The sequence below is a fragment of the Bacillus sp. JJ1566 genome (genome assembly GCF_036962685.1).
Classification (GTDB): Bacteria; Bacillota; Bacilli; order Bacillales; family Bacillaceae_L; genus Ferdinandcohnia.
In genome coordinates, this window is sequence record NZ_JBALOP010000042.1 from 35,590 (window position 1) to 55,334 (window position 19,745).

At 35.6% G+C, this 19,745-nt stretch carries 29 protein-coding genes; 4 read left to right on the forward strand and 25 right to left on the reverse strand.

Annotated elements, in window-relative coordinates:
• Window positions 1-22: 22 nt before the first annotated feature.
• The 11 genes from V7112_RS16310 to V7112_RS16360 form a co-directional block, all read right to left on the reverse strand.
• Window positions 23-223, reverse strand: coding sequence for a hypothetical protein (locus V7112_RS16310; RefSeq protein ID WP_335421694.1), 201 nt, complete (start codon window positions 221-223; stop codon window positions 23-25).
• Between the two features lie 26 nt (window positions 224-249).
• Window positions 250-465, reverse strand: a complete 216-nt coding sequence (locus V7112_RS16315; RefSeq protein ID WP_335421696.1) for a hypothetical protein — start codon at window positions 463-465, stop codon at window positions 250-252.
• An 18-nt stretch (window positions 466-483) separates the two neighbouring features.
• Window positions 484-915 carry a cytidine deaminase gene (locus V7112_RS16320; protein ID WP_335421698.1) on the reverse strand — a complete coding sequence of 144 codons (432 nt, stop codon included), beginning with the start codon at window positions 913-915 and terminating at the stop codon, window positions 484-486.
• A gap of 9 nt (window positions 916-924) precedes the next feature.
• Complete coding sequence (locus V7112_RS16325; RefSeq protein ID WP_335421700.1) at window positions 925-1,428, reverse strand: hypothetical protein; 504 nt, start codon at window positions 1,426-1,428, stop codon at window positions 925-927.
• A 16-nt stretch (window positions 1,429-1,444) separates the two neighbouring features.
• Entirely contained in the window at window positions 1,445-2,017 is a 573-nt protein-coding gene (locus V7112_RS16330) for a histidine phosphatase family protein (protein ID WP_335421703.1), read from the reverse strand.
• A 73-nt stretch (window positions 2,018-2,090) separates the two neighbouring features.
• Window positions 2,091-2,630, reverse strand: a complete 540-nt coding sequence (locus V7112_RS16335) for an AAA family ATPase (RefSeq protein ID WP_335421704.1) — start codon at window positions 2,628-2,630, stop codon at window positions 2,091-2,093.
• 211 nt (window positions 2,631-2,841) lie between these two features.
• Window positions 2,842-3,339 carry an NUDIX hydrolase gene (locus tag V7112_RS16340; protein WP_335421706.1) on the reverse strand — a complete coding sequence of 166 codons (498 nt, stop codon included), beginning with the start codon at window positions 3,337-3,339 and terminating at the stop codon, window positions 2,842-2,844.
• Between the two features lie 193 nt (window positions 3,340-3,532).
• Complete coding sequence (locus V7112_RS16345) at window positions 3,533-4,036, reverse strand: DinB family protein (RefSeq protein ID WP_335421708.1); 504 nt, start codon at window positions 4,034-4,036, stop codon at window positions 3,533-3,535.
• 212 nt (window positions 4,037-4,248) lie between these two features.
• Window positions 4,249-4,602, reverse strand: coding sequence for a hypothetical protein (locus V7112_RS16350; protein WP_335421710.1), 354 nt, complete (start codon window positions 4,600-4,602; stop codon window positions 4,249-4,251).
• A 56-nt stretch (window positions 4,603-4,658) separates the two neighbouring features.
• Complete coding sequence (locus tag V7112_RS16355) at window positions 4,659-5,009, reverse strand: hypothetical protein (protein ID WP_335421712.1); 351 nt, start codon at window positions 5,007-5,009, stop codon at window positions 4,659-4,661.
• A gap of 92 nt (window positions 5,010-5,101) precedes the next feature.
• Entirely contained in the window at window positions 5,102-5,476 is a 375-nt protein-coding gene (locus V7112_RS16360) for a hypothetical protein (protein ID WP_335421714.1), read from the reverse strand.
• Window positions 5,477-6,063: 587 nt separating this feature from the next.
• Between V7112_RS16360 and V7112_RS16365 the strand changes: the two genes are divergently transcribed.
• The gene (locus V7112_RS16365; protein WP_335421716.1) at window positions 6,064-6,549 is read left to right on the forward strand and encodes a hypothetical protein; all 486 of its coding nucleotides are present in this window, start codon (window positions 6,064-6,066) and stop codon (window positions 6,547-6,549) included.
• Window positions 6,550-6,918: 369 nt separating this feature from the next.
• Here the strand turns inward: V7112_RS16365 and V7112_RS16370 are convergent, their stop codons facing one another.
• The 5 genes from V7112_RS16370 to V7112_RS16390 all read right to left on the reverse strand — a co-directional run bounded on the left by V7112_RS16370 (window position 6,919) and on the right by V7112_RS16390 (window position 9,811).
• Window positions 6,919-7,260: a rhodanese-like domain-containing protein gene (locus V7112_RS16370; protein WP_335421718.1), complete on the reverse strand. Its 342-nt coding sequence runs from the start codon at window positions 7,258-7,260 to the stop codon at window positions 6,919-6,921.
• Between the two features lie 15 nt (window positions 7,261-7,275).
• Window positions 7,276-7,542, reverse strand: coding sequence for an adhesin (locus tag V7112_RS16375; protein ID WP_335421720.1), 267 nt, complete (start codon window positions 7,540-7,542; stop codon window positions 7,276-7,278).
• A 178-nt stretch (window positions 7,543-7,720) separates the two neighbouring features.
• Window positions 7,721-8,176, reverse strand: coding sequence for a GNAT family N-acetyltransferase (locus tag V7112_RS16380; RefSeq protein ID WP_335421722.1), 456 nt, complete (start codon window positions 8,174-8,176; stop codon window positions 7,721-7,723).
• A 57-nt stretch (window positions 8,177-8,233) separates the two neighbouring features.
• A complete protein-coding gene (locus tag V7112_RS16385; protein WP_335421724.1) occupies window positions 8,234-9,019 on the reverse strand; it encodes a class I SAM-dependent methyltransferase in 786 nt (261 codons plus the stop codon).
• Between the two features lie 21 nt (window positions 9,020-9,040).
• Window positions 9,041-9,811, reverse strand: coding sequence for a serine hydrolase (locus V7112_RS16390; RefSeq protein WP_335421727.1), 771 nt, complete (start codon window positions 9,809-9,811; stop codon window positions 9,041-9,043).
• Between the two features lie 134 nt (window positions 9,812-9,945).
• Between V7112_RS16390 and V7112_RS16395 the strand changes: the two genes are divergently transcribed.
• Window positions 9,946-10,677 (forward strand): class I SAM-dependent methyltransferase, encoded by a 732-nt coding sequence (locus V7112_RS16395; protein ID WP_335421729.1) that lies wholly within the window; start codon window positions 9,946-9,948, stop codon window positions 10,675-10,677.
• Between the two features lie 18 nt (window positions 10,678-10,695).
• On the forward strand, window positions 10,696-11,145 hold the full coding sequence (locus tag V7112_RS16400; protein WP_335421730.1) for a DUF4362 domain-containing protein: 450 nt from the start codon (window positions 10,696-10,698) through the stop codon (window positions 11,143-11,145).
• A gap of 229 nt (window positions 11,146-11,374) precedes the next feature.
• Here V7112_RS16400 and V7112_RS16405 read toward each other — a convergent pair whose 3' ends face one another.
• From V7112_RS16405 to V7112_RS16430, 6 genes are all read right to left on the reverse strand, one after another.
• Window positions 11,375-11,827: a GNAT family N-acetyltransferase gene (locus tag V7112_RS16405; RefSeq protein ID WP_335421732.1), complete on the reverse strand. Its 453-nt coding sequence runs from the start codon at window positions 11,825-11,827 to the stop codon at window positions 11,375-11,377.
• A gap of 24 nt (window positions 11,828-11,851) precedes the next feature.
• Window positions 11,852-12,886 (reverse strand): serine hydrolase domain-containing protein, encoded by a 1,035-nt coding sequence (locus tag V7112_RS16410; RefSeq protein ID WP_335421734.1) that lies wholly within the window; start codon window positions 12,884-12,886, stop codon window positions 11,852-11,854.
• 55 nt (window positions 12,887-12,941) lie between these two features.
• Window positions 12,942-13,508 carry a nucleotidyltransferase family protein gene (locus V7112_RS16415; protein ID WP_335421736.1) on the reverse strand — a complete coding sequence of 189 codons (567 nt, stop codon included), beginning with the start codon at window positions 13,506-13,508 and terminating at the stop codon, window positions 12,942-12,944.
• 314 nt (window positions 13,509-13,822) lie between these two features.
• Window positions 13,823-14,254, reverse strand: coding sequence for an NUDIX hydrolase (locus V7112_RS16420; RefSeq protein ID WP_335421737.1), 432 nt, complete (start codon window positions 14,252-14,254; stop codon window positions 13,823-13,825).
• A gap of 43 nt (window positions 14,255-14,297) precedes the next feature.
• Complete coding sequence (locus tag V7112_RS16425) at window positions 14,298-14,684, reverse strand: DUF4440 domain-containing protein (RefSeq protein ID WP_335421738.1); 387 nt, start codon at window positions 14,682-14,684, stop codon at window positions 14,298-14,300.
• 122 nt (window positions 14,685-14,806) lie between these two features.
• Window positions 14,807-15,976, reverse strand: coding sequence for an MFS transporter (locus V7112_RS16430; protein ID WP_335421740.1), 1,170 nt, complete (start codon window positions 15,974-15,976; stop codon window positions 14,807-14,809).
• Window positions 15,977-16,102: 126 nt separating this feature from the next.
• On the opposite strand from V7112_RS16430, the gene V7112_RS16435 reads away from it, so the two are divergent.
• Window positions 16,103-16,705 carry a LysE/ArgO family amino acid transporter gene (locus tag V7112_RS16435; RefSeq protein WP_335421742.1) on the forward strand — a complete coding sequence of 201 codons (603 nt, stop codon included), beginning with the start codon at window positions 16,103-16,105 and terminating at the stop codon, window positions 16,703-16,705.
• A 154-nt stretch (window positions 16,706-16,859) separates the two neighbouring features.
• Here V7112_RS16435 and V7112_RS16440 read toward each other — a convergent pair whose 3' ends face one another.
• From V7112_RS16440 to V7112_RS16450, 3 genes are all read right to left on the reverse strand, one after another.
• Window positions 16,860-17,657 (reverse strand): HAD family hydrolase, encoded by a 798-nt coding sequence (locus V7112_RS16440; protein WP_335421745.1) that lies wholly within the window; start codon window positions 17,655-17,657, stop codon window positions 16,860-16,862.
• A gap of 619 nt (window positions 17,658-18,276) precedes the next feature.
• The gene (gene lepB, locus V7112_RS16445; protein WP_335421747.1) at window positions 18,277-18,822 is read right to left on the reverse strand and encodes a signal peptidase I; all 546 of its coding nucleotides are present in this window, start codon (window positions 18,820-18,822) and stop codon (window positions 18,277-18,279) included.
• Between the two features lie 188 nt (window positions 18,823-19,010).
• Window positions 19,011-19,670 carry a hypothetical protein gene (locus V7112_RS16450; protein ID WP_335421749.1) on the reverse strand — a complete coding sequence of 220 codons (660 nt, stop codon included), beginning with the start codon at window positions 19,668-19,670 and terminating at the stop codon, window positions 19,011-19,013.
• Window positions 19,671-19,745: the final 75 nt, after the last annotated feature.

Consider the following 19,745-nt stretch of genomic DNA (forward strand, 5'->3'; position numbering starts at 1 on the left):
CCCCTCTCTTATTAATAAAGTACTATTCAAAGAGTTTGGTCGCTATTACTGCTAAAAGTACAATCACACTCGCCCCTAGGATTGGTAAGAAGAATAATAGAAATGTCTGCATTGGACTCTTTGAGTTTTTCCATGCTTTTTCAAATGAGTACAGACCGCCCGTAAGGAACATGTCCCAAAATAGTTCTCTTTTGCTTTTTGGTTGTTGGTTATTGTTATCCATCAAAATAACTCCTTGGGTGTCTATTATTATAATTTCCCTTCCTTCATCCATGTCCATATCCGATAACTACCGATAAGGGAAACTAAGAAAAGAACAAGCATTATAAATACCCATAATCCTAATAGATTTCCACGATCCAACACCTCTGAATTTATGTAAATATAAGTCGAAAATCCGATTAGCATTAGATAACAAAATACATTTGGAATAATCCATGCGATTCTTAATTTCTTATTCTTCAAATGTCCGACCTCACATTTCTATTCAAGTTCAGTTCCATACTTTTCAGGCAGCAACTGCATCACATTGCATTTCACTAATTCACCGTTATACGAAATGATCACATCTGTATCTTTTCCGTAATCACTTATGAGCTCTCTGCACATCCCGCAAGGTGCGACCACCCAGCATTTTTCAATATCTTCATGGGGATGTGGGTGAGCGACTGCTACAATTGTTTCAAATTCGTGGTCCCCTTCTGAGATGGACTTCCCCATTGCCATCGCTTCCCCGCAAACGGCGATTCTTCCAACATTGGCTTCTAGATGAACAGCAGCATACACATTTCCAGCTGTTGTTCGAACTGCAGCACCAATATGATGGCGTCCATATCTATAATTCTTTTCAATGACCTTTTCTGCCTCTTTTATTAATTCAAAATCTTTTTCATCTAATGGTTTTATTCTTAACATTATATTTCCTCACTCTACTCCCCTAATTTCTTCGGTAGTTCTTGTCTCGGAATTTGCAGCTCGATAGATTATAGACGCAGTTTCTAAGTTGTTCGCCATGTCTTTATCTACCTCGACTACGACAGTCCTTGGTGTTGCATCAGCATTACAAGAACCACCCTTATGTTTAAAATAAAAATTAATTTCCTTTTTATTATCATTCACAGTTACATCCTTTAATTTATAAGGACAACTGCTTGATTCATTAATACTCACGAAATAGTAGTCATATGTGTCGAAATCCCCTTTCGGAGGTTTCTTCTTCATCGAATAATAATCCCAAGCTTTGGTTAGTTGCTCCGCATCTGTGACTCTATGTACTAAAGAAGTAATATTGGGGGATTCATTCGGTCTGCTTCCTAGTTCATGAATATCCGACGGGGCGGTCTTTTCACTCGCGACGACTTTTCCTAAATCGGAGGAACACCCTGTTAGAAATGCGATGATTAGTGGCACCAATAATAAGTTTTTCAAGTGCGTGGCTCCTTCCCTATCCATTCCTGACCATTGATTGCCAGACTCGATGAACTTCCTTTAATCTGTTTTCCTCAAATGAGAGTTTATAAATATCAGGCATATCAAGTTCTCTCCAAAAGGAAAAATCATATTTCTTATCAAAATAGTTCATTATTAGCACCATCAAGTTCCCATGTGTTCCGACTACAATATTTTTTCCTTTATAGCTTTCTAATACACTATATGTTGCCATTACTCCTCGCTTCTGAGCAATTTGATTGGATTCTCCGCCTTCCCATGAAAAAATTTCATCCTCCCAAACCTTTCTAATCGCTGTATCAAAGTCAAATACAGGACCTTCCGACAATTTTCTTTCCTTAAAACCATCTATCAATTTTATGTTTTGTTGAATAGTTTGTGCAATTCCTTCTACTGTTTGAATCGCCCTTTTATAGGGACTTGATATGACTACTTCAATCTGTTCATTTGCAAGAATACTAGTAACTCTTTGCGCATCGGATAGACCTTTTTCAGACAAAGGTCTTGTTAATTCTTCAGGAGTATAGATGGAATGGGCGTGACGTACAAGATACAAATTCGTTCGCAATTTGGGCTACTCCCTTCTTTTTTCCATTTGAACCCGTGGGGATTTATATAGACTTCAGATATGATTAAATGACTCACTCGTTTACATTACGTTCCAAGAATTTAAAGTATATTTTTAATGGTTTCCTGTCTTTAATAATTAATAATTTTTCATTATAAACTCCATATTTTTTAAAAAAATTGGGCTTACCCACCTCTTCGAAATGGCGGTTCCATTTGAACATTTTGAAGAATATTTTCCACGTTGGTTTGTAATTTGAATGTTCTAACCGAAGCTTTTGTTTCAGAAACCTATTTACAATACGGTACATTCTCGTTTGATAATTTGGATCTAGAAAGATAATCACATCAGCATGATGGAAACTACTCGATACCCATTCTTCGTTATGAACGCCTTCAATAATCCAACTTTCGGATTGAAGAATCGTATCAAGATACTCTTCTCTCTCTTTTTCTGTTCTCCTAATATCTCCATTCTTATCCCTTATCCAGACAACGTTGTCTAATTCATAAGATGAGATATTCAACTTTGAAGAAAGTTGGTTTGCGAATGTTGTCTTGCCGCTTCCAACCGAACCGATAATGTGGATTCGCTTCGGGATTTTATTTTCCAAATTCAACCACCTGCCATGCTATGTATATTCGATATCGACAGAATTTTTCCTTTAACTATGCGTAACCTTTTTTTCACCGTTTATTGAAATTTCTATGATTCTATGAATAACAGAATTTAAATCCTCAATATCCCTTACTACAGATAAGTGATCTGCTTTATAATCAACAAAAGAAGCGTTAATCAATAGATTAGCGCTTCACTCTGGCAACTTACTTGCTTATAACAGGTTCAACTAAGGGGACTCTAGAAAAATCCACGACATCGTCCCCATCATACACAAATCGATGCTCATAATTCATTTCATCATTTAATATGTCATGTAAAAAGTATTTTAAATTCGCTAATCCTACATTTTTAGGATGCAGAATCCAGGATAAGTCCTTCCAATCTAAAATACCTTCATCCGTTTTAAGTGGCGTACGATACAAAAAGTCCTCTGGCAACTCTGCGATAAAAGCGTACATTCCATCAAAATATGAATGTGTTGGATTCGTCCAGGTGATATTCCCCTTATGCCAGACGTATTCTGGCTTTATCTCAATACCCGTTTCTTCCCTAATTTCTCGGATGACACATTCAAGCGGAGTCTCACCTTTCTCTAACTTACCTCCAACACCATTCCAGATTCCCATCCACTCAGGAGACTCCCGATTTAGTAGCAATATATTATTTCCTTGTTTGATAAAACAGATTGTATATGAATACATTTGAATTCCTCCGCGTAAAAAGCTTCTAGTAATTACTTCAACTAATTACTTCAACAAAAACAGGTGTTAATCCTTTTAAATTTTGTCTTAAAAAATAAAAATCACCATACCCAAATAAAGGCTATAGTGATATAGATTAATATATTTATTGTTGGCTTCTATTAATTGTTCTAGTTTAGTAAGTAGGTAAAACTTATAAATTAATAACTTTTTGTTCTAGTTCACACTTCTGACGTAAGTGATGGCGAAAATGCATACCGACAAGATCGAACCACTCCCTCGCGTTCAGCCAGCCAAAACCTTCATGTTTAACTTTGTAATTGGGATTTATAGCATCTACTCTAGATTCCCATTGCCTCAACCTCTGCATCACCTGATCTAACCTACTCATAAGGTCTTCTTTACTATCCGAATTGCTTGGTGGAGTATTTAGTTCGTCCGGTAACTTGATTTTAATTGGTGGGAACCCTCCAATTTTATATAAATGCTCACCAAAATCGGTTTTTCCAAGCTTTTGCTCTTCCTGTGATATCGCACAAACTTCCACATTGTCAAGGTACTCAATGGCAACTAGAATCACATGGTCGTACATTTGACCAATGGACCAAACCCCTTTAGCCGATATATATCTTAGTTGCTCAAGTGAATAATTTTGCAGATTGCTTTTAAATGTTTCAATTATTATTAAAGCACTCATTAAATCACTCCTTTACCATTGTCCTCATCTTAATGTTCTTGATTTTGAACTGCTTCAGTTATTGTTTCATTAGGCTCTACCCCACCAGATGGCAAATTATAATGAAGGCCATTTTCATCAATGAATTTGAATTGTTTTCGATGATAACTGCACCCGCTCTTACACGTATATATAGGTCATGTGGGCAATTCCCTTCTTGATAAAATTCTCTATTACCCTTCACCAACTAATATTTCTCGTAGCACAGCAGAATCATCCTCATTTAGCTGAACGTACCCATCGTTACCTCTTACTAATGCCAGACGGGCATTATTTATCCAAAGCCGATATAATACTGCTTTGTCTTCGGAGTTTTTATGTTGAAAAATAAATTGAAAATCTTCATAATACGCCATTTCAACCTTTGCTTTTTCCCAATCAGCTTTATCTAAAATTTTTTTCACCTTTTGAACTTGTTCGTTATCCGTTATTTCCTTGAAGTCCACATAATTATATTCATTTCCTACACGCTTTTGAATTTTTATGTATTGTTCTTTATGGTCTAGAGGACTTAAGCACCCGGTCATTACAAACAGCATCAGGATGAATAAAATAGTCTGTCTTATGACACTTCCCCCTTCCTTTAAAGCCGTAGTGAAGAACCTAGACTCTGTAATGTGTGCAGCCTACCAATTAAGATAAATAAATCATCATAGTTCCGTTCCACGTATTCCTCAATAACGTCCAGGCCCTTTTTAACATCATCAACCAATAAAAAAGTGTACGCTTCATTCCAAGAAAATCGGTTAATTCTCCTAAGTTCAGTTGCGTTTAGCTGGAACTTATATTCTTCAATTAATAGCTTGACCTGATATAATTTATCAGGATTTTCCACGTAGCTTTTATGCTTATTATCATAGTTTTCTTGAACGAACTGAATAAAGCCATCGACCTGGTCAGCCAGCATTGTTGCAATCCGCATTTTGTATCTCAATGTTCCATCTCCCCTCTGATACATGACTGAAAATCAGGAGAACTAGTCGTACTTAAATATATGTTTCTACTACACAATCATGAAGGACTTACCTAGCCTTCCGTGAGAGCTAAATAATATTTCACTTCATTCCTATATTTCACAATTAATATGCCGTTACTTTCTATTGTAGTAAAAATTTGTGCACCTATTGGTAAATGATTCGCTGCACCATCCTTAAAATCCTCTGCTTTTTTTGCATTAAATTGGATCTCTCCAATTTGTTCATTTTCAGTTAGTTCAAGCTCATTTACCCAGTCAATGTTTGTTTTAAATATGTCGCCGTCCCATTGAAATATATCTGCATTGTTATCAAGCCTCAAAGCCTCTTCAGCATCGGGTTTTTGACTTGAATGGATTGTAATTTCTTGATTGCAGCCAGCAATAAAACTAAATAATATCACTAGTAAAATGCCTTTCCATTTCATAAGAACCACCCCCTTGAATTAGACCATTATTTTCAGATAAAGTTTCAGTAATAGAAAAACCCGATGATGCTAGGGTTGAAGAAGGAAAAATTAACAAATATATCGAACATTTAGTAATAAACGCGTATATAAGGGGGGAGCCGATGATTTGGCATGTACTAACAATTTTAATTATTTTATATATACTATACAGCCTTTCGACTTTTAAATATCAATTGAAATTAATTTCAAATCACCTAAAGGTAAAAGAAGAACATATGGAAAAGGTAAGTAATAAAGAGATAGAGAAACAATTAGAAAGATGATTTTAAACGTAACTAAAGATTGCGATACGCCAAGAATGTTTATCGCTTTTCATTAAAAACGCGGGGATTATACTACAAGAATTAAAACTGTTGTGGGACGTTTTAGTGAGGTAGGAAAACCATTAAATGATTGTAAATTATTACACTTAAACAAACGGGGAACTTACCTTGTAGAAAGAGAAGTATCCTTTTTGTAGGAGTTATTGAACTAAAGGTCAGTTTAATAAGGTATTTAAGTTTTTATGGTGAGATTCTACATATAAGATTTTGAGAGGTGATCTGTTGAAATATATCATAACAATTATTGTTGTCATAGGAATTATTGGTTTATTGACGTTGGCATTTGTACCTGGTTTTATAGATAAAACGCAATCTAGAAATGCTGCTAAAGGTGTTTTAGATAATGTAATAGAGCAAGACTATGAAAAAGCTTTTGAAAGTGTTTATTATTTTGATCAAGCATCAGATTTGGAGCCAATCATTTCTTATGAAGATGCGAAAAATAAATGGATTCAAAGAGTAACAGATTTAAGAGAAAATGGAGTTTATCTTGTTGACTATAATCTATTGCGGGTTCGTTTGGATGATACGTATCCACGAGGAAGTGTTGATTTAGTCATTATGGAAAATGGGGAAAAGAAAATTAAAGAAGATGTTGACTTGTGGTTTGCCCAAAGAGAAGAAAAATGGAAATTAGGGAATTTCGATTATCATAATGGGGATATGGATGAAGAATGGGAAAAAATTTTGAGTGGAAATTTCAACTAACGGATTGCTTTGAGCCTGAAAAGTGTAGTTGGTAATTTTATTGAGGAATATAATTGCCAAAAAATAATAGTCGAAACAGAAAAAGACATAAAACAAAATATTTTCAGTTAATTAATTAACAGGAAATTTTAAATGGGGATTTCGAGTTGATATCCAAAATATTTGAACACATGGATGCATTGGTTGAATATCACACTGAGGCGACGACCGGGTAACTGACGTTTTTGATTATATAATTAGCAAGTGTATTCACTGGCAAATAGCAGAGCAAATTCATTGCTCTGCTATTTATTATATTTCTATTCGTATTTTTAAGATTTCGAGACCCCAAAAGAGGATAATCTATTTGCGCAATCGCCCTTGTTGTCTTTATTTTGTTTTTAGGTATTCCTTCCACGCCGTGATGCCACCCTCTAAAACGGCAACATTGTAATCCTGTTCTGAAAGGATGTTCGCACATTTTGTGGCAGAATTTCCGGTTGTACATGTCACGATTATTTCTTTGTCCTTTGGTAAGGAGCCAATTGTCTGATTTTTATCTTCCTCTAAATTAAAAATTTCGGCTTTATGTATATTTTGGCTTTCGATAGTTGGACCTTCTATATGAAAATCATTGTACTTATCTTCGGCTCTCACATCTACAATCAAAACCCTTTCCGGTTCGGTCATTTTCTGAAATAATTCTTCAGGTGTAATCTTTTTAAGGGACATGTCACTTTCCTCCTTTTACGAATAACTTCCTGGACCTGTTAATACTAGTCCAACACCTTTTTCACTTTCTTCCTTGTCTAACGTTAAGATTTCGGTTCCCGTTACACTTGGATCGAATGCTACTTTGATTCCTTTTATTGTTTGAACACGGTCAAATTCATGTGGCTCATCTATTGCTAAAGCAATTTGCGGTCCTTCACTGTCACTTGGAACAGTGTACAGACGAATTCCCACTGCACCTGATTTTTCTAATAATTGCTTTGCTTCGTCAGTTATGTACATCGCGTTCTCCTCCTATACATCTATACCATCATTATAATGGTTATTGCTAAGTTTCCCAACCCTTGTGGATTTTGTAATTCCTTTTTGATAAGAATTTGTACTTGTAGTATATTTCAGTCGGTTTATCAACTGAACATTCTGTTATATACGTTTTTCCTTCCTCAACATCAATACCTTTTTACCTATGCCCATCTTTCCGTGCCTGGATATACCCGTAATACGCACATGTACCATTTTGGGTTAGGTCCTTTACTTCAAAACCACATTTTTCATAGAAACTAAAATTGTTGGCTGATGTATGCGCAAACCAATCACCGTGGGGAAGTTTTTGAACGCAAAGTTCCACGAGTTTTTTTCCTATACCTTTTCCCCGATATTGGGATAAAACAACTAAATCCATTATGTTCGCAGCCATTATTTGGTCTGAGATAACCCTTACCATCCCAATCATTTTGTTTTTATCCCAAACAGTAAATGCCCATGTTGAATTTTTGAATATAAGCGAGAATTTTTCTTTTTGCCAATCAGGGGTATTCCTTGCCCATTCAGCATTTTCAAATAAAGCTTCAACATACCCAGCAGGAACCCCATCGGTTCCTTCTCTTATCACCAAGCCATTGAAATATTGGTACATATTGATCCCCCCTCGTGATATTTACTTGGGTCAGAGGACAGGTCCATCGTCCCATCCCTACCCCACCTTTCTAAACCGTAAAATAAGTACAGGCGGTATCTCATTCCACTCAAATTTATTCGTTTCTTTTTGGAAGCTTGGCTCTTCCATGCCGTCCAACATAAAATTAAATTTGAAAAAGAGATTCAGATAATACGATAAAGGGCGATGAAACATGAGGTGTGGGATGGACTGACCTTTTATACCAATCGCTTTGTAAGGTTCCGGAGTGAGATATTTTGTTATCTGGATGCTATTCGTGGTGACCACATATCCATTCCTGTCTTCTGTTTCTGTGATTTTTCGTAAACCAGGGGGCTGGAAGCATGGATGTGTAATGGAAAAAACGAAAGTTCCATTAGGCTTTAACATTTTATTTAAGGACTCAACTAACGGGGAAATGTCCGCAATATCCATTAAGGCCATATTTGCAACGGCGCTATCCATTTTTTCAAAACCTAGTTCAGACAATTGCTCGTAACTTGTGGCATCTATCACTTTGAAATCGATTTGATTTATGTATTCCTTTGTTCTAATTTTTGCTCGTTCAATCATTTTTGCAGAGTAATCAAATGCAACAACATTTGCTCCTATTTCCGCAAGTCTCTTTGAAAAATTACCGTTGCCACATGCAATATCTAAAATGGTCTGGTCTTCTTTTACGTTTAATAGTTTTTCAGTATATGGGCGGATCAGTTCTCGATGAAATCGGTTACTCTCTTCTCCCATATAATCATCCCAATGATCCGCATTCTGCTCCCATCTTTCTTGTGAATCTTGGATAAGTTCCTTCCACTCACTCAAACGGCATTCTCCTTTCATGGACTATTGCGTATTTCTTTGATTACAATACTCATGATAAATTAATTTCATAGTTTCAATCATTTTTTCATCGGCCATTCTTTCGTGGTGCCGATTAGGTAGATTTTTAGCTCCTAAAACATACAATAATGGATAATGAGTGAATTCACCTATTATCCCAATGTCGACGATTAGATCCTCTAATCCTCCAGTCATGTGACTTAAAAAATGGGACGGTATTCCCTCTATTTCCCCTCGTTGTCTAATTAATCCATTTATAATTGGAAGCCATAACTCCGGATTACTTTTATAGCCTTGATATACTTCACATAGGAGTTTTATTAGATGATTCAATTCTCCATTGTTATCTGAACTCCTAGGATTTTGGGAGATATTCAATCTATTAAAATATGATTTAATCGTGTTATTTACCTTATCCCAACCACCCAAAAATTGAACTACACTATTTGCAACTGAATGATCGTGGCAGGCTATCATTACTTCAACAGCATCTTGGAGGGCAAGGTATTTCCTATTTTGAAAATGAGGATATAATTCGTTACTGTCTTCGTTTGGATCAAAGGTTATATTTGCTACAAGGTCATTCCATTTATAGTGTCCTTCCTCTACTGATTTTGCTACACAAAAGGCAAGTGCAACTTTGGCAGTTGACGCAAGAGGTACTACTAATTCCGCATTTCGGGATAAGACAATATCCTGTTTGAGCGGTGAGTAGATAATCATTCCTACATCGCCTGATTCTATTTCGTTTAACTTTTCAAGAATTTTCAGCATTGTGAAGTTTCCCCTTCCTTTATCCATAGAAATTAGCCTCAAAAACATCATCCACATTTTTACAATACATGCTAAAATAGCCAATAGCAATGATAAAATGGGAAAACAAAAGTGCGAAAGGGGAATTGGTATGTATGGAATTTAGAGGGGCAAGTGCATACGACCAGAAGGATTTTTTTACAAATTATCTAAAGCGAAGGGGCAGAACGGACAGTCCAAATAATGCAATCGAAGGTCCAATTTTATATGAACTCATCGGGGATTATGAAAATAAAAGGATTTTAGATTTAGGTTGCGGTGACGCATTGTTCGGTAAAGAGTTACTTCACCAAGGGGCTGCGTTCTACACTGGTATTGAAGGTTCTAAGCAGATGGTTAATGCTGCAAAGCTTAATTTAGACAGTTCGAACGGAATCATTTTGCACGAAACAATGGAAACTTACAGCTTCCCTTCAAATCAATTTGATATTGTCACTTCCCGCTTTGCGATCCATTATGTTTCTGATATTCATTCCCTTTTTCAAGACGTGTATCGAACATTAAATGAGAATGGAAAGTTTGTGTTCAGTGTTCAGCACCCCCTCACCACATCTTCTTTTATAAGCAAACAATCGGGAGATAAGCGTGGGAACTGGATTGTTGATGACTATTTTCTGGAGGGTGAACGAAAGGAACCATGGATTGATCAAGTTGTCGTTAAATATCATCGGACAATCGAACAGTATTTCCGTATTCTGACTTTGTCCGGTTTTAAAGTCACAGATTTACGTGAAGGAAATCCAAAGCTTGAGCATTTTTCAAATAAAGAGGAATTTCAAAGAAGGCAACGAATTCCAGTTGTATTGGCGTTTAGTTGTACAAAGTAAAAAAATTGGAGGCAGATTGTGAAAAAAAGTATTTTAGTAATCATACTTTTAGTTGTTTTGAGTTGTATGGGGTGTTCCAAAGAGGGAGGCTATGGTTCAGAGGAAGCTATTGAAAGAGGCGACGTTGTTTATCGGAATGGGGTTGCTAATTATGTGAAGTTTGAACAGTTCTTACTAAGCTTGTCTACTAGTAAAGAGAGCACAATTCGAGTTACGGGCTACACACATGAAGGGGATCCTATATTCCAAGATTTACATTTTGATGGGGAGGTTATTCATTACACCCACGACAATTCAAATGACGAATATGCGGGGAAAGAAAAAGCTACAAAGAAAGATGCATGTAAAGAAATCATTGAAAAAGAAAATACACAGGGAGGGATAGAGTATATTGAATACATAGTCAGTGGTTGTTCAAACAATCTTGAATACTTTCTGTTTAGCATAGAGAAAAATCAACTGAACTGAACTCTATTCATCTGTTCTTTGATTGAAGTACCATAAATACATCCATCCAAAAGGTATCCAATTAAAAGTGGAAGAACTGAGGTTAGTCTAAAAAGGGGAATCAAATGGTAATTTACATCTATTTAGTTAAAACATTGATACAGCAATAAAAAACAGGTAAGAAAAACTGCGATTTCTCACCCCATTGACGTTCCGATTTACTTTTTGCACCTAAAGGGAACCTTTTTTATTATAAAGCTATTGAATATATTCGAGAACTAGCTCCCCACGGATGATAGCCTGTACCAATATGTTCGAACCCATATTTTTCATATAAACCAATGTGGTCTGTACAAAGGTACAGGTTTGAAAAGCCGCCTGCTCTTGCATCCTCTTTTGCCTGTTCTAATAGAATAGAACTATAATTATTTCCTCTGTACTCCTCTTCTATGTATAAAGCGCACACCCAAGGATACAGGTCCATCCGGCTTATAAAATCATTTGTAATAAGTCCTGCGCAGCCAATTATTTTATCATCATCCATCAAAAGATACCATTGTGGCAATGGATTAGGGCTCGTAATGCAATGTTCGATACAATTCTCATATACCTTCTTGCTTTGTTCAGATGCCCATTTACTTTGAATATACGTGATCGCTCTTTTCATATATTCAGGATTTTGTTTAACGGATATAATTTTCACTTTCTGTTCCTCCAGTTAACAATATCATTCAAGGGAATTGTAGATTTCACCGATAATCCCTTCCATTTGATGAACACCTAATTCTGCATTCGTCATGATCACCAAACTGGTCTCTTTGTGTGGATGTGTCGCCATCATACATTGAAACCCTACGCCCCAACCAAGTGAGGAAACTTCAATTTCTGTTTCAGCCCCGTCTAAAAACACCCCTAATCCGCACCACATCTTATCTTTTTGGGGGCTTATCATTTCCTTAGCTTTGCTTGCAGAAATACCCATTTTGCTTTCACCTTTTAATGCATCCATTAATTCAAGGACCAATAGGGATAAATCTGTAGTGGTTGTCCATAGTCCTGCAGCAGCTGGATAAGGATAAATCGGATAGTTTCCAGCTACGATTTCACCATTTTTGTTATGCCCACGAGAAAAGCATTCATTTCCAATATCTGAGGGCTGCGAAACGAATAGGCTATTTTCCATTTTTAATGGATTAAATACTGATTCATTCACAACCTGCGTAAACGGCTTTTTGGTAACATCTTCTATGAGCTGCTGAACAATACAAAAGCCTGCATCCGAATAGTGAAATTCACTCTCAGGTTCATATTTTACTTCAATTGGTTCGTTGCAATAAGGTGTTTTTCCCTCTAATAGGTCAATCATTGAAGGTATAGCTTTACTCGATTTTAGTTCAGAAAAACTATGTTTAGGATCTAGAATTCCCGATTGATGGCTAAGCAGGTTTCGTAAAGTAACCTTTTTATTTTTAGTGTATTCATTTTCAGGTACTTTCCAGGATTCTAGTTTTTCGTTTACATCCTCATCTAAATTAAGAAGGCCTTGTTCAGTGAGTTTAATAGATAATAAACCTGTTAGAAATTTGCTAATTGAACAAGCACTGAAAATGGTATTTTCAATAACATTTTTAGTGCTACCTGACTGTTGTACACCATAGTTCTTTATTGCACTGATTTGACCTTTTTCTATTAATGCAATGCTTAAACCCGGTACATGATAATGGTCCATTAGCTCTGGAATGTCTATATTTTTTAATTTCATAAATTGATTCCCCTTCAGCCTGTAATTAAAGATTACATCAGTCGTTGAACGAGGATTATATATGATGGACTTTTATCATTGGCCAAATAGACTTCCAGTTTTTCTTATTAAGACGTTCCTCATAAATCGCAATCCGTTCTTTTGTTTCTTTAAAAAAATCAGTTGGCTTTAACTCCATATTGATAACATCCTCTATTCCACAAGGAGCCGTAAGAATGACATTTTCTTTATCGTCTATTTTTACCCCAAGTGCAGTTGCTGTTTCAGGGAACTTTGAAATAGCATCAACAGCAGATGTATAAGGGGGAATATTGTTTACAACGTGCATTCTTGCTTCATTTTTAACTGACCAAGGAATGTCTGGAATAAGGTTTCTTAATTTATCCTCATAAATCTTTTCTGTCAATTCATCTAAATTTTCCTTATCAAAGAAGATTACATCCACATCAGGAGTATTCGTTCTTTCGGTAAAACCGTGTAAGGTATCCCATACTTTTGAGCGTACAAAACCAGCGCAAATCCACCAGTCAGGCAAGTGTAATGATTTTGAGGCCCGTAATATGTCCATCATCCTATCATCATCGTTAATTATTTTTATAACGTCTTCTTTGTTTTTTAACATTCTTTTATCTCTCCGGATCCGACTATTCTGTATTAACCTCGTTTTAATTCTGCTTGTCGCCATTATTTTGTTTGTAAATTTGTTTCAGCGTAGAGTGGATATTATTCAAAGCTAGTAATATAAACCCTAACATGATAAAGGTGACGATTTCACCAGTAAAAAAGGATACCACGCCTAGAACTATAAAGTAAAAGCTATACCACCAATTATTCATTTTCATTGTTTTCCCCTTTGTAATTATGGCATTATATTCATATTGATAAATTTTATCTGTTTTTCACCTTCATTTTAACACCCACATTAAGGATGAATCATTAAAACTCTACTAAAAATGGCTGGGTGTCCTCCTTTAAGCAACATTCAATTCTTTGTCTGAAATTCATAAAAGTTACCATTTCTAGAGCTTGTTCAATTGGATAGTACCCAACTTCCAAGCTTTCAGGTGAAGTCGTTAACTTGCCTCCAACCGGTTTAGCTAAAAACAACGTATTACAAATGGATCTGTTCACATTTTGGAATACACCACAAAATTTTAAAACCTCAATATCAATACCTGTTTCCTCTTTCGTTTCCCTAACCGCAGCATCTTTCAATGACTCTCCTTCTTCAACTTGTCCACCTGGCATTTCCCAGCCTCTTCGTGGACCTTTAATTAATAGAATTTCATTTTGTTCATTGATTACGATAGTTGCTGCTGACACGATATGTTTTGGTGGCGAGTATATAGGTTTACTGTTTTGTTCCAATTTATTTCCTCATTTCATAAATAAAGTAGATATAACCGCTTTTTTAGTTTGAATACCTCTCCATATGCTGCCTAAATAACTTCCATACACCTGATTCTTTTTTAAATACTTCCATTGCTAAAGCGGTTGCAACTTTCTCCTCTTGGAAATAAAATTCTACGATTGAGGATAATATTAGTTCGTCAGGCGACCTTAAATTATGAGTCAAATCAGTGTATTTCCAATATGGACTTTTTCCTTCGTAGCTCTTTATCGTTTCAATGTTACTTAACTTATATGAGTCTACACGATAAATTTCAAATTCCTTGTCTGTGTAATAACCAAAGTAGCCTATAAAATCATCAGATATCCAAGCATTTATTTTTTCGATATTTCCTTCATTTAAATCCTTCCGATAATCATAAACTGCATTTAACGCTTCTTGAAACAAAACTGTCCCCCCCAATTTATGTTTTAATTATCTATTCTATTGTCTGTTTGGAAAATCCTTCAAATTTTTTATTGTTGAACCTAAGGAATTTTTCAATTTCTGTACATTAAAAAGAGCGCAACTCATATTGCGCTCTTTGTTTTATAAGGAGTATTTTCTTTACTTTTTACAGAAATAACTACAGTAATTAACGATAAGATAATGAAAATTCCGCCTACGAATGGATTCACTTTAACTGAAAGTGTATCTACTATTCCAGCTCCAATCACTGAACCGACCGCAACCCCTAAATGAAGTGCTGAATTGTTCAAGCTTTGCTGAATTTCCGATGATTCAGGTGCTATTTCAATCAAATAGGACTGCATTGCCGGTGAAATTGCCCAACTGAGAATTCCCCAAACAATAAGTATGATGAGAAATATGGGAACAAAATTTGTTGTATATGGAAATATAAAAAATACTGCGCTAAAAACAACTAAAGAAATGACCATTGTTTTTCGTGATCCTAACAAATCAGCCAATACCCCGCCAAGCCCGCCGCCGGATACAGCCGCAAAACCAAAAATGAAATAAATGACACTTATCCAAGTTGCATTAAAGTCAGTGGTGGTTTCTAAATAAGGCTTAAAATAGGCATACATCACAGTATGGCCCGTCATATAAAGGAATGTTGTTGTCAGCCCTAATGTGATTTTGTGATTTTTCAATGTCTTAAGCTGTTGCTTCAAAGGTATTTGAGGTTTTGGTTCTATACGTCCCATAAATAAATGAACGCCAATAATGGATAATGCCGTCAATACAGTAATAAGAACGAATGGTGCTCTCCACCCCAAATTGTTTCCCATAATAAGTCCGATTGGTACCCCTAAAACTAATGAAGCACTTACTCCCATAGAGACAATTCCAATTGCCCTGCCTTTATACTGTTCTCCTACTAAGCTAGGAGCCATTACTAAGCACAATATGATTAATAACGCTCCACTTAGCGCTAAAATAATTCTTCCGATAAACAAAATAGAATAACTAGGTGCAAATACAGTTACGATACAACCGACTAAAAAGATGTATAAGCAAACTAATGTTAGCCTTTTTCTTTCGATTTTAGCTGTCATGACAAGTAGAATTGGCGATGCCACTGCAAAAATGACAGCAAAAACAGTGATCAGCAAACCCACTTGCCCGATGCTTACATGTAAATCCTCTGCAATTATATCCAAAATGCCACTAATGATCAGTTCAACCATTCCTATGATAAAGGCTATAATCATTAAAAAATAAATACGTTTATCCATGTTGTCTTCCTTCCCAGTGTTGTCCTTATAGACTATCTCTTGATAAAAATTTTCTCAAGAATGGCTACTTATTGTTTTCTTTTAGTTTTATCATAGTAAGATAGTAATTGAAAGGAAGTTGAGTAAATGGAAGCCATTCTACATGGAATCATTTTAGCATTTGGACTTATTTTACCTTTAGGTGTTCAGAATGTATTTGTTTTTTCACAGGGAGCAACACAGCCAAAACTTCTTCGGGCTTTTCCCGCAACTCTTACTGCTGCATTGTGCGATACACTTTTAATAGTTTTAGCTGTATTTGGTTTATCCGCTATCGTCCTACAATTTGAATGGCTGCGTATTAGTCTGATGAGTGCTGGGATTTTATTTTTACTTTACATGGGATTTGCAATTTGGCGGTCTGAACCAGCTGCAAATGAAACGAACAAAGCATTACCCATCCGTCAACAAATCATTTTCGCTTCATCCGTTTCTTTGTTAAATCCTCACGCCATTCTAGATATCGTCGGCGTGATTGGGACAAGTGCCTTAAAATATGTTGGGACTGATCAAATATTATTTACTGTTGCTTGTATTCTAATATCTTGGATGTGGTTCTTTGGATTAACCCTAGCTGGAGCGGTCATGAAAAAGCTAGACGGTACAGGGGTTTTAATGAAGATGTTTAACAAATTTTCCGCCATCTTTATCTGGGGAACAGCGATTTATCTGTTGAGTGGGTTGGTGTGATCAACCAATCCTTTTTTATATATGGAACAGGTAGTTTAATAGAAATGAAAAAACCATATAAAAATTCACTTATATGGTCGAATGTATTGTGTATTTAGTTTTCAACTATGAAAAGATAGCTAAACATAGAAATCACGCTACCATTCAACTTTCATTACAATGCATACGGTTCATATGGTGTACAAAGATAACGTTCGACAAACTCTGCTAATCCATCATTTTGGTGGTGCCCTGTAACAAAATCAGCTACTGCTTTAACATCTTTACTTGCGTTCCCCATTGCGACCCCAGTACCGGCATGACGAAGCATTTCGATATCATTTGGTCCATCACCAATGGTTACAACTTCAGATGGGTGAATTCGATAAGCATGAATTAAGCTTTTTATAGCAGACCATTTTGAAACTTTAGGAGCAACTAATTCAAACCCATCATTCCAATCAATGACTTCTGCTTCCTGTTTAAATAGAGCAGAAAACTCAGGAGCTGCTGTACCTGTTCGAACGCTATATTTAAGAACATCTTGATAATGAGCTTGCCTTAAATCCCCAATATATCGTGGCGGAATTTTCCCAACTTCTGTCCAATAATCGATTTCTTCATCTTTTTCCTTACAATAAAGCCCATTTGCTGTATGAACGATAACATTACAAGGATTTTCGGTGGTCAAATGGTGAAATCGTTCTTCGTTCAATCGGATAGTTCTCATTTGTATCGCTTTTCCCGTCATTGCATCGTGTATAGCGGCGCCATTCAAACAGATCATTGGAGTTCGCAATCCAATTTCTTTATGGTAAGGTGCCGTAACTTCATAATGTCTACCAGTAGCTAGAAAAACCTTAACTCCCTGATTAATCAGCCTATAAATGGCCTCCAGATTTCGTTGAGTTATGTTGTTTGAGGCTGTTAGCAGTGTACCATCCATGTCAATAAATATTGCACGCACATTCATTTAAAATGCCTCCTTATTCGTTGGTAAACCAATCATACCACCCGAATATTAAAGCCGAGTAAACTCAGTGTGCAGATTAAATGAAGTTTTATTGCAAATTGAGGATGTTGTTCATTTGGACAACCAAATGCCCATGTGATACGGATAGATTAATTAATAAGGTTTTACTTCGTTCGTGAATGCCTTTTGTTAGCAGCACTCAGTATAAAAAAGAAAGCAAACCCCCAGATAATACCTTGTATGAGCCAGTTTATCAAATTATTAATAGAAAACAGCATCTCACAAAGAGATAAAAATATTGGACTAATTAATATGATCAATAAGCCAATAATAAATGCCGTTTTCTCTGGCAATGCCTTTATTTTAGCTAACATTATAACCACACCAATCCGTTACATTCCGTTCTTTTTTCTTTTTCCTTTTTTGCTTTTCTTCTTATCCAATCCATACGCAATAATACCAAATATATCCTCAAGAATTTTAAATATCGCTTCCACCATAAAAATCGCCCTTTAAGTTCGTCTTAACTATTTATACGAATGTACAAGGAGAAGGTTTCAAACAATTGGAAGGTTACGAAAACCTAAGAAAAAAGGTGCCACGGCGCACCTTTTAGAAATTAATTATCAATTATTTTAATCTCTTTTATTGGCCATACAACAAAATTCGTAGTCCCGACTACTTTTTCCATTGGTATCGCTCCAATATGGCGACTATCCATACTATTTCTCCGGTTATCTCCCATTACAAACAAATGTCCATCTGGAACTACATAACTACCAACCGGGGTTTCCCTTAAGGTAAATGAATAAGTTAGTGGACCATCCTTTACCTCTTGTTTACTTTTATCTAAATAAGGTTCATCGTAAGGCTCTCCGTTTATGTACAACATATCATTCTTATATTCGATACGATCCCCCGGTAAACCAATTACTCTTTTAATAAAGTCTTTTTCCCCCGTAGCATGAAAGACAACAACATCAAATCTTTTCGGTTCTCCTATTTTGGTTACAATCATTCGATTTTGGTCTTGCAAAGTAGGCTGCATCGAAGCCCCTTCAACTACAACAGGTGTAAAGATAAAGGCACGAACAATAAAAGCTATTACTATTGCAATAAAGAGTGCTTTAACCCATTCCCAAATCTCATTTCTCTTTTCAACCACTTTTTCACCTTCTCACGTATTTTTCTCTGTTTTATATAAAATTGAATATGTAGATAATACTTCTATCTCTCCAGTAAGAACATTCATTATTTCTTACATATTATATTCGACAAACTAAATTGAAATTCCTTTTTAGACAGTGATTCAATAGTTATACTCGGTAATGAACCCTCTATTCGTAAATAAAATTATGAATACTTTTCTCGGTAAGATTCAATCATTTTTACATATTGTCGGTCACCTAATCCATATTCCTTGAATTTTTTGAGAAGTAAAAACACCAGTTCTTTTACTTGAACATGTTCGTTGTCTTGAATAAATTTCATAATGTCACTATCATGATTAAGGTAATTTAAATATAGATTAACCCCCTTCTTCAAACATACTGGTTCTATATGTTCAGGGCTCTCTTTATTTATTAAAACCTGTTTAAAAAGAGTTTCATATCCCTTTACTTCTAGATTGATATTATGAATAATTTCAAAATTATCACCTACAAGATGAAGTGTAGTTTGACCTTGGTAATTTGAATGATCTAACCAAGCAAGTATGGTTAATAGATTAATTTGACAAAACATATCGGTGTCAAACCATAATATGACTCGTTCAAAATTCCCATCTAAGAAAGGTTTTAATGGCTCAAGAACAACTTCAGAATATTGTTCAGGAGTGACTTCATGAACACTTGCGCGTAATTCAATAAATTCCTGTGAAAAAAGGTCAATGCACGTTTCCCCGTAACACATGGCTTCATTAAATGGAATCATCAATTCTTGTTCAAGGAAATTTATTTTCTTAAAATAATTGTACATTGCTTGACCATTTAGAATATGTACTGTTTCTTTCAACGACATCAGCTCCAGAATAATTTTCGATCTAATGATTTTTGAGTAACTTCCTTTTTCCTTTAGTTTTATTATACC

Bases quoted from the DNA above. Each gene is read 5' to 3' on its own strand.
- V7112_RS16310 (WP_335421694.1), bottom strand. From the start codon at position 223: ATGGATAACAATAACCAACAACCAAAAAGCAAAAGAGAACTATTTTGG.
- V7112_RS16375 (WP_335421720.1), bottom strand. From the start codon at position 7,542: ATGTACATAACTGACGAAGCAAAGCAATTATTAGAAAAATCAGGTGCA.
- V7112_RS16345 (WP_335421708.1), bottom strand. From the start codon at position 4,036: ATGAGTGCTTTAATAATAATTGAAACATTTAAAAGCAATCTGCAAAAT.
- V7112_RS16395 (WP_335421729.1), top strand. From the start codon at position 9,946: ATGGAATTTAGAGGGGCAAGTGCATACGACCAGAAGGATTTTTTTACA.
- V7112_RS16350 (WP_335421710.1), bottom strand. From the start codon at position 4,602: ATGACCGGGTGCTTAAGTCCTCTAGACCATAAAGAACAATACATAAAA.
- V7112_RS16440 (WP_335421745.1), bottom strand. From the start codon at position 17,657: ATGAATGTGCGTGCAATATTTATTGACATGGATGGTACACTGCTAACA.
- V7112_RS16360 (WP_335421714.1), bottom strand. From the start codon at position 5,476: ATGAAATGGAAAGGCATTTTACTAGTGATATTATTTAGTTTTATTGCT.
- V7112_RS16340 (WP_335421706.1), bottom strand. From the start codon at position 3,339: ATGTATTCATATACAATCTGTTTTATCAAACAAGGAAATAATATATTG.
- V7112_RS16410 (WP_335421734.1), bottom strand. From the start codon at position 12,886: ATGAAATTAAAAAATATAGACATTCCAGAGCTAATGGACCATTATCAT.
- V7112_RS16320 (WP_335421698.1), bottom strand. From the start codon at position 915: ATGTTAAGAATAAAACCATTAGATGAAAAAGATTTTGAATTAATAAAA.
- V7112_RS16380 (WP_335421722.1), bottom strand. From the start codon at position 8,176: ATGTACCAATATTTCAATGGCTTGGTGATAAGAGAAGGAACCGATGGG.
- V7112_RS16370 (WP_335421718.1), bottom strand. From the start codon at position 7,260: ATGTCCCTTAAAAAGATTACACCTGAAGAATTATTTCAGAAAATGACC.
- V7112_RS16390 (WP_335421727.1), bottom strand. From the start codon at position 9,811: ATGCTGAAAATTCTTGAAAAGTTAAACGAAATAGAATCAGGCGATGTA.
- V7112_RS16430 (WP_335421740.1), bottom strand. From the start codon at position 15,976: ATGGATAAACGTATTTATTTTTTAATGATTATAGCCTTTATCATAGGA.
- V7112_RS16435 (WP_335421742.1), top strand. From the start codon at position 16,103: ATGGAAGCCATTCTACATGGAATCATTTTAGCATTTGGACTTATTTTA.
- V7112_RS16415 (WP_335421736.1), bottom strand. From the start codon at position 13,508: ATGTTAAAAAACAAAGAAGACGTTATAAAAATAATTAACGATGATGAT.